Annotated in this window: 12 protein-coding genes; 6 read left to right on the top strand and 6 right to left on the bottom strand. The window is 68.6% G+C overall.

All coding sequences use genetic code 11. The features are described 5' to 3' along the window. Window positions 1-18: 18 nt before the first annotated feature. From ACZ6DL_RS32350 to ACZ6DL_RS32330, 5 genes are all read right to left on the bottom strand, one after another. Window positions 19-729, bottom strand: coding sequence for a hypothetical protein (locus ACZ6DL_RS32350; protein WP_466056799.1), 711 nt, complete (start codon window positions 727-729; stop codon window positions 19-21). Continuing rightward, complete coding sequence (locus ACZ6DL_RS32345) at window positions 729-1,289, bottom strand: hypothetical protein (protein WP_466056798.1); 561 nt, start codon at window positions 1,287-1,289, stop codon at window positions 729-731. The genes ACZ6DL_RS32350 and ACZ6DL_RS32345 overlap by 1 nt, the downstream gene beginning before the upstream one ends. 146 nt (window positions 1,290-1,435) lie before the next feature. Then, window positions 1,436-2,782, bottom strand: coding sequence for a glucarate dehydratase (gene gudD / locus ACZ6DL_RS32340; RefSeq protein WP_466056796.1), 1,347 nt, complete (start codon window positions 2,780-2,782; stop codon window positions 1,436-1,438). Further along, a complete protein-coding gene (locus ACZ6DL_RS32335) occupies window positions 2,779-4,182 on the bottom strand; it encodes an MFS transporter (RefSeq protein WP_466056794.1) in 1,404 nt (467 codons plus the stop codon). Before ACZ6DL_RS32335 ends, gudD begins: the two co-directional genes overlap by 4 nt. A gap of 126 nt (window positions 4,183-4,308) precedes the next feature. Continuing rightward, window positions 4,309-5,232 carry a LysR substrate-binding domain-containing protein gene (locus ACZ6DL_RS32330; RefSeq protein WP_466056793.1) on the bottom strand — a complete coding sequence of 308 codons (924 nt, stop codon included), beginning with the start codon at window positions 5,230-5,232 and terminating at the stop codon, window positions 4,309-4,311. 103 nt (window positions 5,233-5,335) lie between these two features. Here ACZ6DL_RS32330 and kdgD point away from each other — a divergent pair, with 103 nt between their 5' ends. Together kdgD and ACZ6DL_RS32320 are read left to right on the top strand one after the other, a co-directional pair. After that, entirely contained in the window at window positions 5,336-6,250 is a 915-nt protein-coding gene (kdgD, locus tag ACZ6DL_RS32325; RefSeq protein ID WP_466056792.1) for a 5-dehydro-4-deoxyglucarate dehydratase, read from the top strand. Beyond that, window positions 6,250-7,851: an aldehyde dehydrogenase (NADP(+)) gene (locus tag ACZ6DL_RS32320; protein WP_466056790.1), complete on the top strand. Its 1,602-nt coding sequence runs from the start codon at window positions 6,250-6,252 to the stop codon at window positions 7,849-7,851. Before kdgD ends, ACZ6DL_RS32320 begins: the two co-directional genes overlap by 1 nt. An 86-nt stretch (window positions 7,852-7,937) precedes the next feature. Here the strand turns inward: ACZ6DL_RS32320 and ACZ6DL_RS32315 are convergent, their stop codons facing one another. After that, the gene (locus ACZ6DL_RS32315) at window positions 7,938-8,204 is read right to left on the bottom strand and encodes a hypothetical protein (protein WP_466056788.1); all 267 of its coding nucleotides are present in this window, start codon (window positions 8,202-8,204) and stop codon (window positions 7,938-7,940) included. Between the two features lie 386 nt (window positions 8,205-8,590). Here ACZ6DL_RS32315 and ACZ6DL_RS32310 point away from each other — a divergent pair, with 386 nt between their 5' ends. The 4 genes from ACZ6DL_RS32310 to ACZ6DL_RS32295 form a co-directional block, all read left to right on the top strand. Then, complete coding sequence (locus tag ACZ6DL_RS32310) at window positions 8,591-9,337, top strand: FadR/GntR family transcriptional regulator (RefSeq protein WP_466056786.1); 747 nt, start codon at window positions 8,591-8,593, stop codon at window positions 9,335-9,337. A 3-nt stretch (window positions 9,338-9,340) separates the two neighbouring features. Next, the gene (locus ACZ6DL_RS32305; protein WP_466056784.1) at window positions 9,341-10,075 is read left to right on the top strand and encodes a cache domain-containing protein; all 735 of its coding nucleotides are present in this window, start codon (window positions 9,341-9,343) and stop codon (window positions 10,073-10,075) included. Window positions 10,076-10,173: 98 nt separating this feature from the next. Further along, window positions 10,174-10,389: a hypothetical protein gene (locus ACZ6DL_RS32300; protein ID WP_466056783.1), complete on the top strand. Its 216-nt coding sequence runs from the start codon at window positions 10,174-10,176 to the stop codon at window positions 10,387-10,389. Window positions 10,390-10,844: 455 nt separating this feature from the next. Continuing rightward, a partial coding sequence (locus tag ACZ6DL_RS32295; protein ID WP_466056781.1) for an amino acid adenylation domain-containing protein occupies window positions 10,845-13,609 on the top strand: 2,765 nt, incomplete at its 3' end.

The following is a 13,609-nucleotide window of genomic DNA, read 5'->3' as shown; positions in this document are numbered from 1 at the left end:
GGGCAACGACTTCCGTGACTAGCCGCCGATCGAGAGCAGCTGGTCGAAGAACGCCCGGTACCCGCGCAGCGCCTGCCGCAGCCCCTCGGTGTCGGACGTGTCGCCGCGCCGCTCGTCCAGTTCGCGTTTGCGCTGCTGGTAGGTGGCGGTGATCTGGTCGATGATGTCGCTGAGCAGTGTGTCCGCACGGGCGACGGCGTCGCTCGGATCGTCGACGAAGGTCACCTGAGCCTCCCGCCACTGGGTGCGCAGGCGATCCAGGTCGGTGTCGGCGAACAGCGGCGCGGGCTGCTCTTCGGCCGCGGGGGCAGCGGTCGGCGTGACGCCCGAGCCGGTACCCGAGTCGTGTGAAGCGGTTTGTTCGGCCGTCCCGATGCCGCCGCGCTCGGCATCGTCGCCGAGTTCGGTGTGTTCGGCGCGGGTGGCGTGCTGTCCTGCCGGAGCGTTCCCGCGGGCCGACTCCGCTTCCTGGGCCACGGGACCGGGCCGATTCGGCTCGGACGCGGCGTCGGTGGTCCGTGCGCGTCCGGCCTCGTCGATCAGATCAGGGTTCGCCGCCTGCCCGGTATCCTGGCGCGTTGCCGCGGATTCGCCCGCCGCGCCTGCTTCGTGACGACGCTCGGCCTCGCCGGACCTGTCGTACTGCGACTCGTCGCGGGTCTCCCCTGCCGTCGCCGACTCCCCTTCCGCCTCAACGCTGTACGGCCGCCGTTCGGACTCGGTACTCATCATTTCACGTCCTTCTTCCCCTGATCGGTCACTCCGACCAGGTCTTCGAACAGTTCCCGGTAGTGCACGATGGCCGTGCGACGATCCTCGGTGGACACCGCGGCGCCCGCGGGCCGAGTCGCGATATCGTGCGCGGAGCGATAATGGCCCAGCGGCTCGGCGTGCTCCACGGAGAGATCCGCCAGCTGCTGCTCGTAGTTCTCCGTGGGGTAGCCGCGCTCTGACATGATCGTGGTGACGAGGCGGTCGGCTTCGGTCAGCGCCCCGGCGGGGTCGTCGATGAATCGTTCCTGCACCTCTACCCAGCGGGTGGAATAGACCCGTTTCTCGTCGTCCGAGAGATCGCGTAACCGCAACTGCGAGTGCCTGCGCTCGCGCTCGGCGAGTTCCCGCTCGGCGGTCTTGCGGTCCTCGAGTTCCTGGACCGTCCGGTCGTATTCCGGGCCGAACCGGCGCCGTAGTCGCTGCCTGCGCAGCGCGGGCCACACCAGCAAGGCGATGATGGCCACGACGACGACAATGGCGATGACGACAATGATCGCCCATACTCCAGCCGACATCCGAACCTCCTTGTCGAGCTTGTCCGCTGGGGTAATGCCTCCTCGCCGTGGTTTGAAACACATGTTCGTCAAGGGAATTCGACGGACGCGGCAGGGCCGCTCGGACACCCCCTCACATCCGGTGTCCGAGCGGCCCTGCGACGAATTCAGCGCACCAGCGCCGGTCGCTTGCTGTCGAAGCGCCAGCCCGGCACGAGGTACTGCATGGTCGCGGCGTCGTCGCGATCGCCGAGACCGGCCCGGTGGTAGAGCTCGTTGGCGGCGTCGATCCGCTCGTCATCGAGGTCGACGCCGAGTCCCGGGCGCGCGGGCAAGGTGAGCATGCCGTCGGCGATGCGGTAGGGGTCGCGGGTGATGCGCTGGCCGTCCTGCCAGATCCAATGGGTGTCGATGGCGGTGATGGCGCCGGGGGCGGCCGCGGCGACCTGAGTGAACATCGCCAGGGAGACATCGAAGTGGTTGTTGGAGTGCGAGCCCCAGGTCAGCCCCCACGCGTCGCACAACTGGGCGACGCGGACCGAGCCCGCCATGGTCCAGAAATGCGGGTCGGCGAGCGGGATGTCGACCGCGCCCGCGCGCACGGTGTGGCCGAGTTCGCGCCAGTCGGTGGCGATCATGTTGGTGGCGGTGGGCAGACCGGTCGCCCGCTTGAATTCCGCCATCACCTCCCGACCGGAGTAGGAGCCCTCCGGGCCCACCGGGTCTTCGGCGTAGGCGAGAACATCGGTGAGTCCGCGGCACAGTTCCACGGCCTCGCTCAGCAGCCACCCGCCATTGGGGTCCAGGGTGATCCGCGCGTCCGGGAACTCCTCGGCGAGCGCGCGGACGGCGGCGGCTTCCTCCCGCCCGGCCAGCACCCCGCCCTTGAGTTTGAAGTCCCGGAAGCCGTAACGCTCGCGGGCGGCGCGGGCGAGCGCGACCACCGCGTCCGGAGTGAGCGCCGCCTCGTGCCGCAGCCGCTGCCAGGTATCGGCGTCGGCGGGCTCGTCGGCGCCGGATCGATAGGGCAGGTCGGTGCGGGTGCGGTCGCCGACGAAGAACAGGTAACCGAGCACCGGCACCGCGGTGCGCTGCACGCCGTCGCCGAGCAGCGCGGCCACCGGCACCTCCAGGTGCTGTCCGAGCAGGTCCAGCAGCGCGGATTCCACGGCGGTGACGGCGTGCACGGTGACCCGCAAATCGAACGTCTGACCGCCGCGCCCACCCGCGTCGCGACCGGCGAAGGTGCGGCGGATGTCGCCGAGCACCGCGTGGTAGTCGCCGACGGAGCGGCCGAGCACCAATTCCCTGGCGTCGGTCAGTGTGGCGCGGATGCGTTCACCGCCGGGCACCTCGCCCACCCCGGTGCGCCCCTCGGAATCGGTGAGGATCACCAGGTTGCGGGTGAAGTAGGGCGCGTGCGCGCCGCTGAGATTGAGCAGCATGCTGTCGTGGCCCGCGATCGGCACGACGCGCATGCCGGTGACGCGCGGAGTACGCGGCGAGGATGTCATGACCGATTCTCCGAGATGGTAGCGGCGAGGGCGTTCGGGAAGGCGACCGGTGCGCGATCGGCGGCGTCGCCGGTGGTATCGGCGGGGGAACCGGCGTCGTCGGCGGTGGGGCGCGCACCACGCAACAGCAGCACCGAGGCCGCGGCGAGCACGGAGGCGGCGGCCAGCGCGTACAGACCCCAGGTCACCTCGCCGGTGGCCGACTTCACCAGACCGAAGCCGTAGGGCGCGACGAACCCGCCGAGGTTTCCCAGGGAGTTGATGATGGCGATGGCCGGCGCCAGGACCAGCGGGTGCAGTCCCGACTGCGGGATGGACCAGAACAGCGGGCTCGCGCTCTTGAAGCCCATCGCCGCCACGCACAGGAACACCAGGGCGAGCCACGGCGAGGTGATCGCGGCCAGATAGGTGCCGACCGCCGCGGTGAGCAGCGCGATGATCAGCAGCGGCCGCCGGTTGCCGGTGCGGTCACCGATCCGGGCCGAGACGTACATGGCGACCACGGCGCAGATCCACGGCAGGGAGGCGAGCAGGCCGACGGTGATGTCGTTCACGCCGTCGATGCGGCGGACGATCGAGGGCAGCCAGAAGGTGTTGGCGTAAATGGAGAGCTGGATGGCGAAGTAGATCCAGCAGAAGAGCAGCAGCTTCGGATCGGCCAGCATGCGCCAGCGCGACGCTTTGTGCGCGACACCCGAATTGACCGCCTTGTCGATCTCCTCGTCGGCGATGGTTTCGCTCAGCGCTTTCCGCTCCCCCGCGGTCAGCCATTTCGCGTCTTCGATCCGGGAATCGAGAAAGAAGAAGGCGATACAGCCGACGATCACCGAGACCATTCCCTCGAGGCCGAACATCCATTGCCAGCCGTGCAGGCCCGCGCCGCCGTCGAGCGAGAGCAGCGGACCGGACAGCGGCCCGGAGATCGCGGCCGCGATCGACGACCCGGCGACGAACAGTGCGGTGGCGCGGCCGCGGTGGCTATTGGGCAGCCATTTGGCCAGGTAGAAGATCACCGCGGGGAAGAATCCCGCCTCCGCGGCACCGAGCAGGAAGCGCAGGACGTAGAACATCGTGGCGTTCTGCACGACCATCATCGCCGCGGAGATCAGCCCCCAGCTGACCATGATCCGAGTGAGCCAGATCCGCGCCCCGAACTTTTCCATCATCACGTTGCTCGGCAATTCGAACAGCGCGTAGGCGATGAAGAACACGCCCGCGCCGAACCCGTACGCGGCGGCGCCGATGCCGACGTCCGCTTCGAGATACTCGCGGGCGTAGCCGATATTGGATCGGTTTATCTGGTTGCAGATCAACATGACGATGAACAGCGGGACGACGCGTCGAAAGAATTTCGATACGGCCGCATCCAGTTCCGCAGTCGGCTGCCGAGTGAACGACATCGTCCACTCCTTTCGGTCGAACCACCACCGCGCTCCACGGTGCTGTGGGAAAGAGATCATCGGGGCGAGTGACTCGCCTCACAGCACCGAACTTAGAGAGCAGGCACGATTCCCGTCCAACACCATTTACGGATGAATCGATACAGGAAAGGTATCGGACGGCGTCTCGTGCTGTTGCGCCAGCCCCGCGAGCAGGCGGGCCAGCGCCGGGTTCTCGTGGTCCCGCGGCCACACGAGATCGAGCTCGACCACCTTGGCGACGCCGGACAGTGGCCGATACCGGACATTGTCGAACCGCATGCCCGCCGCCGACTCGGGCACGAGCGCCACGCCCCAACCCAGGTCGACCAGGGCAAGGATGCTGTGCACCTGGGTCATGTACTGGGTCACCACCGGCACCACCGCCGCGGCGTGCAGCACGCTGGTCACCAGTTGGTGGAAGTAGCGTGCTTCGACGGGGGCGTGCATGACCATGTCCGCGCCGTGCAATGCCGTGACCGGCAAGGGCTCGGCCGAGCCGGCGAGCGGATGACCACCGGGCAACGCGGCGATCAAGCCCTCGCGCACGAAGGTGCGGGTGGCCAGATCGGGCCGGGTGATCGGCGGGCGCACCATGCCCAGATCCAGCGATCCCTCCGAGAGCGCCTCCACCTGGTCCATCGTCACCAGCTCGCGCAGTTCCACATCGACATCCGGCAGCAGCGAACGCGCGGTCGACAGCACCAGGGGCAGGCCGGAGTGCACGCTGGCGCCGGTGAAACCCACCCGCAGCACACCGCCGGTGCCCGCCGACACCCGGCGCACCGCCAGCGCCGCGCGCTCGGCCTGCTGCAACAGGCGGCGTGCGTCCACCAGGAAGGCCTGACCGGCGCGGGTGAGGCGGACGGTGCGATTGGCACGATCGAAGAGTTCCGCGCCCACCTCCTTCTCCAGCAGCTGGATCTGCCTGCTCAGCGGCGGCTGCGTCATCCGGAGCCGTTCCGCCGCGCGCCCGAAGTGCAGTTCCTCGGCGACGGCCACGAAGTGGGTGAGCTGCACGAAGGTGAACATTCGATACCGACCTTGTATTGAAAGATATGCAAACAGTGTTGGACGTGAATCATAAATCGTTCCTAGGGTGGGCTCAGCCGGCCCATCGAACAGGAGAGCCCCCATGACCACTGCCGCACCGCAGGACATCGCCCGGAAGCTCGGCTCCGGACTGTTGTCCTTTCCGGTCACCCATCTGCGCGCCGACGGCTCGTTCGACGAGGCCGCCTATCGGGAGAACATCGCCTGGCTCGGCGGCTACGACGCGTCCGGCCTCTTCGCCGCGGGCGGCACCGGCGAGTTCTTCTCGCTCACCCCCGCCGAGGTGGAGCAGGTGGTCTCCGCCGCGGTAGCCGAAGCGCCGGAGGGACTGCCGGTCATCGCACCCGCCGGGTACGGCACCGCCACCGCGGTGGAGATGGCGCGGGCGGCGCAACGGGCGGGTGCGCACGGAATCCTGCTGCTGCCGCCCTATCTCACCGAGGCGAGCCAGGAAGGACTGGTCGCCCATGTCCGGCAGGTGTGCGCGGCCACCGACCTCGGCGTGATCATCTACTCGCGGGCCAATGCCGCCTACACCGAGAGCGCCGTCGCCGAACTCGCCGACCGGTGCCCGAACCTGATCGGATTCAAGGACGGCATCGGGAACATCGAGCAGATGACCCGCATCTACGCCGCCCTGGGCGACCGGCTCACCTACGTGGGCGGCCTGCCGACCGCGGAGATGTTCGCCCTGCCGTACCTGGCCCTCGGCGTGACGACCTACTCCTCGGCGATCTACAACTTCGTGCCGGAATTCGCGCTCGCCTTCTACCGGGCGCTGCGCGGCGGCGACACCGAGTTCGTGCGCACCGCGCTCAACGACTTCGTGATCCCCTATTGTGACCTGCGCAATCGCAAGCCGGGCTATGCGGTCAGCATCATCAAAGCGGGCATGAAGGTGATCGGGCGTCCGGCAGGCCCGGTGCGCAGCCCGTTGACCGACCTCGACGACGTCGAACTCGCCGAGCTGGCCGACCTCGTGAAGAAGGTGAGCTGATGACCGCCGCACGCACCGATGCCGCGCCTTTGACGGGCGCCAACCTGGTGGGCGCCACGGACGTCCCGGGCGCCACCGGGCCGTTCCACGCGACCGACCCGGCGACCGGCGCCGACCTCGGCCCGGTGTACCGCGAAGCCGACGACGCGACGGTCGCCCGTGCCGCCGGACTGGCCGCGGCTGCCTTCGAGTCCTACCGGCACACCGGCTTCGGCCCGCGCGCGGCGTTCCTGGACAGCATCGCGCGGGAGATCGAGGCACTGGGCGATGTCCTCGTCGACCGGGTGATCGCCGAGACCGGGCTGCCCGAGACCCGGGTGCGCTCCGAGATCGGGCGCACCACCGGCCAGTTGCGGCTCTTCGCCGAAGTGGTGCGCGAGGGCAGCTGGACCGGCGCCCGCTGGGACCGGCCCGACCCGCGGCGCAGTCCGCTGCCGAAACCCGATCTGCGGCAACGCCGGATCCCGCTCGGACCGGTCGCGGTGTTCGCGGCGAGCAACTTTCCCCTCGCCTTCTCGGTGGCCGGTGGCGACACCGCCTCCGCCCTTGCGGCGGGCGCGCCCGTGGTGGTCAAGGCGCACCCCGCGCATCCGGGCACCTCCGAACTGGTGGGCCGGGCGGTGCGCGCGGCCGTACGCGCACACGACCTACCCGAGGGCACCTTCTCGCTGATCCACGGCGGCGTGGACGCCGGCTTGGCGCTGGTGCGCGACCCACGGATCCGGGCGGTCGGCTTCACCGGCTCGCGGCGCGCCGGGCTCGCGCTCGTCGCGGCCGCCGCGGCGCGGCCGGTGCCCATCCCGGTCTTCGCCGAGATGTCGAGCGTCAATCCGGTGTTCGTGCTGCCAGGAGCCCTGGCCGAGCGCGGCGCGCGACTGGGCGCCGAATTCGTCGCCTCGCTCACCACCGGCGTCGGGCAGCTGTGCACCAGCCCCGGCCTGGTCTTCCTGGCCGATGGCCCCGGCGCCGACGACTTCGTCGATGTGGCGAGCGCGGCGGTCACCGCCGCCTCCGGTGCACCGATGCTGAACCCGGGCATCGCGTCCGCGTTCGCCACCGGGGTACGCCGCTTGGCCGCCACCGAAGCCGTACGCACGGTCGCGACGGGCACCGACGCCGGGGCCGTGTGCACCGGCGTGCCCCAGCTGTTCGTCACCACCGGTGAGCGGTTTCTGGCCGACCGGGACCTTCAAGAGGAAGTGTTCGGGCCCGCCTCGATCGTCGTCCGGGTGACCGGCGAGGAGCAGTTCGCCGCCCTGGTCGACGGGCTAGAGGGCCAGCTCACCGCGACGGTGCACGCCGCGCCGTCCGATCGCGAACTCGCCGGAGCCCTGCTCGGCAAGCTCGAACTGATCGCGGGCCGGGTGCTCTTCGACGGCTGGCCCACCGGAGTGGAGGTCGGCCACGCGGTGGTCCACGGCGGCCCGTTCCCCGCGACCAGCGCGCCCGCGACCACCTCCGTCGGCAGCCGCGCCATCGAACGCTTCCTGCGCCCGGTCGCCTACCAGAACGTCCCCGATGACCTTCTCGCCGACGAGATCCGCGCGGACAACCCGCTCGGCATCTGGCGGCGCGTGGACGGGGCCATCACGCGGGACTGAGATCCGGTCCGCGTAGGTACCGAGCGGCACGCCCGGCGACACCGCCGGGCGTGCCGCCGCATCGGGTCATGGCCGCTCGGCGGGCGTCATGCCCACGCCTGCTGCCCGGTCGCCATGGGCAGCGGCGGGATGAGTTTCGCCCAGAACTCCCGGCGCACCGCGTCCCACAGCCTCGCCAGCTCCGGGAGAAGTTCTCGTGCCCCCGCGAGGTCGGGGTAATTCTCGGGACTGAAGGAGACGACGGGCGAAGCATCGCAGGTGTTGTCCACGGCGACGATCGCGATCAGATGGTGCCGCACGAAACGCCAGGTCACCCGTACACCGTCGACTTCCGTATGGCGCACGTCATCCATCGCCGACACCCTGACGCCGCGCACCGCGTTGGTGCTCGCCCGCATGGTCTGCCAGCGGTGACACCGTCGTCTCGGCCGCCGACCCGCCACGGCAGCGGACACGCCACCGTGGTCGCTCGCTATGACTGCTCCGGCTCTCCGACATGAAGAAAATCCCACTCCGATCGCGACGCCCGTGGGTCCGGGCGCCTCTGCGGCCAGTTCCACTGTCGATTAACATAAGACATTAGAGGTCATAGTTCAATGCCGGGGCGCAACTGCCGCTGCTCGCGTACGTCCGCTCCCGTGTCGAGCCGGGCATTCGGCGGCCGGTACCTCTAATCTCAGACTTCATGTTTCAAGTGTTCGTTGACTAGGATCGATCTACATCCCATCGAGGAGTCGCGTTGTCCAAGCGGGAGAGCGCCGGGTTGTCCGCTCTCGGCGCCGTGCTGTCACCGCTCGAGGGTGGCGGTCCGAAAACCGAGGCCGTGGTGCAGCGACTGTGTGCCGCCATCGGCCTCGGCCTGATGGTCGACGGCCAGCAGTTACCGAGTGAGACCGAACTGGCCAGCCAATTGGGCGTGTCGACGATGACCCTGCGGGAGGCGCTGGCCGTTCTCCGGCAACGCGGCATCGTGCACACCAAGCGCGGACGCGGCGGTGGCAGTTTCATCCAAGGCGCCGCGGAGGCCTTGGAGAGCACGTCCCTGGCGAAGTTGCAGCAGATGAGCATCCAGGAATTGCGCGATCTGGGGGACGAACACTTCGCCGTCACCGGCGCGGCCGCCGTATTCGCGGCACGCCGCGGACTGCGGGCCGATATCGCCCGGCTCCGGTCCTTGGCCGACCGACTGGAGGGCAGCAGCGAACCCATTTCGGCGCGCCGGGCCGACAGCCGCTTTCATATCGAAATGGCGGTGTGCGCACAATCCACCCGATTGACGCGTGCCCAGGTCGCTCTGCAAGCCGAACTCTCCGCACTGCTCTGGCTGCCCGGGCTGGAACTGGATCCGGCGGCCGAGGCCACCGCTCACCGCGACTTGGTGGACGCGATCGAAAGAGAAGACGATATCCGGGCGAGAGAACTGGCAGAATCACAGACCGAATCACGTATCCGCCGCCTCGTCGCCCTTCGCTTGGAGCTCAGTTGATCCATGAGGGACACCGATGAAGATGCCGCCCCGGTGACCGTCGAGTCGCTCGCTTCGGCGGTCACGGAGCTGGCCGAGGAGATATACCAGTCGCTGGGAATCATCGGGTCCGAGCTGGCCACACTGTGGGAAGCCTTGCTCGGAGAGCGACAGCTCGCCCCCCGATCGGCCGACTTGGCACTTCTGCGCGAGACCATCGTCGGCGAACTCGAGCGGCGCGGGAAGCTGCTCGAAAGCGCGGGCGTAGTGATGGCCGACGGCATTCTCTCCGACCGCCCGCGGTACTTGGAGTGGTGGTTGCTGGACGCACAGCGCAGGCCGCAACGCCTGGTGCTGGAATTGAATCCCCACAGCGAATACTTCTACGACTACACCGGAATGGAATGGTTCGCGATACCGCGTGAGCAGGGCCGCCGCTGGGCGCATGGGCCGTGTCTCGATTACGCGTGCACCGATCAGTACGTCTGCACCTTCGCGGTACCGGTCACGATCACCTCGGGAACTTTCCTCGGAATCGCCGGTGCGGACGTCCCGGTCGCCTCGATCGAGGAGATTCTGCTGCCACGCTTCCGGGCATATGACCGGCGGGTGGTGCTGGTCAACAACGAAGGGCGCGTCATCATGGGGACCGATCCCGAATTCACCACAGGATCCAAGACGAGCCGGATGGACCGACCCGCCGCGGCGGTGCCGATCGAGGCGACGGACTGGTCGTTGTATCCGCTGGGACGGCGGTAACGGCGCCACCCGCGCAGCGGGATCGCGTGGACGGCGTGTGGTGCGCCCCGATGAATGGGGTCGTGCGACGCGCAGGAGTTCGCCGAATACTCGTGCCCATGAAGGCGATCACCACGAGCCTCCTCGTGACGGCCACACTCCTCGCTCCGCTGTCGACCGCGTCCGCCGCGCCGCTCGAACAGCAGGCGCCCATCGCGGAGACCGGGTCGGCGTCCACCGGATCCGCCACCCAGGCGCTGTGCCGATTGCTGCGCATGCTGCGCGCCGGGTACGTCGACAGTTCCGGCGGCGGTCCCGCTTGCACATTCCCCTGACGCCGCGGACGGCAACCGCTCTCGATACAGCCGAGGGATCACCGCGTCCCTGACACGACCGCCGACCCGCCCATGCGCCATCGATGTCACTGAGATCGCTTGCTGCGCTTGCCTTCTCGGAATGGCAAGCTAGGCGGACCCGCGCCGCCGAGACCGGGCCTCGCGAGCTGGAGAGCAAGCAGGCCGAGGGCCGCGGGGGTGCGGCGGCACTGGACTGGAGCGCCTGGTCGGCGAAAGATGTGAGACGCAGCATAATTCGCCCGGCGCTGCCGTATGCCGTGCCGTAGGCAGGTCACCGGCTGTGTACTGTCCGGGCGGGGGCAGGCACTCTGGGCTTCTCGCGAGAGGGCTACCAGTGTGTCTGCGACACCATTGCGAGCAAGTAGCGAGGTTGTGGGTCGGATCGAGGGTGTTCGGTGTGAGAACCGGCGCCGCCTGAAGGAGAGAGTACGGGAATGAAGATGGATCGCCGTTCTGCGCGTGGAAATCGCCGTCGCCGCTCCGGCGCTCCCCTCTTCGGGCAACTGCTCACCGCCGCGGTCGAATCCGCCGCTGACACGGTGGCGATCCGGTTCTCTCCGACCGGTGATCCCGCCGACACCGTGCAGCTGACCTACCGGCAGCTCGACGAATCGTCGTCTCGGCTGGCGCGGGAGTTGATCGACCGAGGACTGGGCCCCGGCGACGTGGTGGCCATCGGCATACGGCGCTCGCTCGAGTCGGTGCTGTCGGTATGGGCGATCGCCAAGACGGGCGCCGCCTATGTGCCGATCGATCCCACCTATCCGCCCGACCGGATCGCCTACATGGTGTCCGATTCCGGAGCAGCGCTCGGCCTGACCACTTCCGCCTACCGCGAGGCGCTCGGCACCTCCCTCCCCTGGATCGAACTCGACGATCCGCAAGACCAGGAGCGGATCGGGCGGTGGCCGGCGCACCCGGTCTCGTACACCGATCGGGTGCGGCTGCTCACCGAGCAGCACCCCGCCTATGTCATCTTCACCTCCGGTTCGACCGGCCGACCCAAGGGTGTCGTGGTCACCCATTCCGGACTGGGCGCGATGGTGGCGTCCGAACGCGAGCGCTACGACGTCACGGAAGGCTCGCGGGTGATGCACATCTGCTCGCCGAACTTCGACGTGTCGGTGCTGGAACTGCTGCTCGCCTTCGCCACCGGATCAACCCTGGTCATCGCCCCGCCGACGGTGTTCGGCGGGTTCGAACTCGCCGATCTGCTTCGGCGCGAACGCGTCACGCACATGCTCATCACTCCCGGTGCGCTGGAATCGGTGGACCCCGCGGGCCTGACGGACCTGCGCGTCGTCATGGTCATCGGCGACAGGTTCGGCCCCCACCTGGTGAACCGGTGGGCCGGTGACGGCCGCGCGATGATCAACGGTTACGGCCCCACCGAGGCCACCGTCATCGCGACCAGCAGCGCGCCGCTCGTGCCGGGTGAGACGGTCACCATCGGCAGCGCGATACCCGGCTTCGGCTTGTTCGTGCTGGATTCCCGCTTGCGCCCGGCTCCGGCCGGCGTGATCGGCGAGCTGTATCTGTCGGGTCCCGCGCTGGCGCAGGGTTATCTGGACCGGCGAGGTCTCACCGCGGCACGCTTCGTGGCCAACCCGTTCGGCGGTGAGGCCGGTAGTCCTGGGTCGCGCATGTACCTGACCGGCGATCTGGCGCGTCGTCTGAGCTCGGGTGGCATCGAGGTCTTGGGGCGTTCGGACTTCCAGGTGAAGGTTCGTGGCTTCCGCGTCGAACTGGGCGAGATCGATGACGCGCTGAGCCGCCATCCGGATGTCGAGTTCGCGGTGACCTTGGGCAAACGGCAACCGAACGGGACCACCATGTTGGTGTCCTACGTGCTGCCCGAAGCGGCCACGGTCGACGCGGCGGGTATCGGGATCGACTTCGACACCACCGAACTCGTCGACTTCATCTCTCAGTCGTTGCCCGCCTACATGATTCCGGCGTCGATCATGGTGTTGGAAGAGATTCCGTTGACGCCGGTGGGGAAGTTGGATCGGGCGGCGTTGCCGGAGCCGGTGTTCGCCGCGCGGGCGTTCCGTGCGCCTTCGACGCCGGTGGAGGAGATCGTCGCGGGGGTGTTCGCGGCGTTGCTGGTGCCCGAGGAGGACGGGCGCGTGGGTGCGGACGACGATTTCTTCGAGTTGGGTGGTAATTCGCTGCTGGCGGCGCAGGCGGCCGCGCGGATCGGTTCCGCGCTGGATGTGCGGGTGCCGGTGCAGTTGTTGTTCGAGGCCACGACGGTGGCGGGGTTGGCGGCGCGGGTCGAGCAGCATGCGGGGTCGGTGGCGGGGCAGGCGTTGCGGGCGTGGCCGCGTCCGGAGCGGGTGCCGTTGTCGTATGCCCAGCAGCGGATGTGGTTTTTGAACCGGTTCGATCCCGCGAGCGGGGTGAACAATATCCCGGTCGCTGTGCGGTTGTCGGGACGGTTGGATGTGGCGGCGTTGCGGGCGGCGGTGGGGGATCTGGCCGAGCGGCACGAGGTGCTGCGCACGGTGTATCCGGATGTGGATGGTGAGGGTTTCCAGTTGGTGTTGCCGGTGGGGGATGCGCGCGCAATGCCGGAGCTGGTGGTGGAGCGGGCCGAAGAGTCCGAGGTGCCCGCGCTGGTGGCCGCGGCGGTCGGTGAGGGTTTCGACGTGACGGCGGCCCCGCCGGTGCGGGTGCGGTTGATCGAGTTGAGCCGGACCGAGCACGTGCTGGTGTGCGTGGTGCATCACATCGCGGGGGACGGGTTCTCGATGGGCCCGTTGACGCGGGATCTGATGAGCGCTTACGTCGAGCGGATGGGTGGTGGCGCACCGGAGTGGTCGGCGTTGGAAGTGCAGTACGCCGATTTCACACTGTGGCAGCGGGAGATCCTGGGCGAAGAGGACGATCCGGAATCCGTGCTCGCACAACAGATCGGGTTCTGGCGGGAATCGTTGGCGGGGCTACCCGACCAGTTGGAACTGCCCGCGGATCGGGCGCGTCCGGCGGTGGCTTCCCATCACGGCGCCACGCTCGGTTTCGAAATCGATGCCGATGTGCACGCCGCGTTGAACCAGGTCGCGCAGAAACATAACTCGACGTTGTTCATGGTGGTGCACGCCGCGTTGGCGGTGTTGCTGGCGCGGTTGTCGAATACGCGCGATATCGCGATCGGTACGCCGGTGGCCGGTCGTGGTGAGGCGGCGCTGGATGATCT

Source organism: Nocardia sp. NPDC041819, assembly GCF_055590505.1.
Note: the sequence above shows the minus strand (reverse complement) of the source record. Positions and strands in the feature narration are given on the sequence as shown.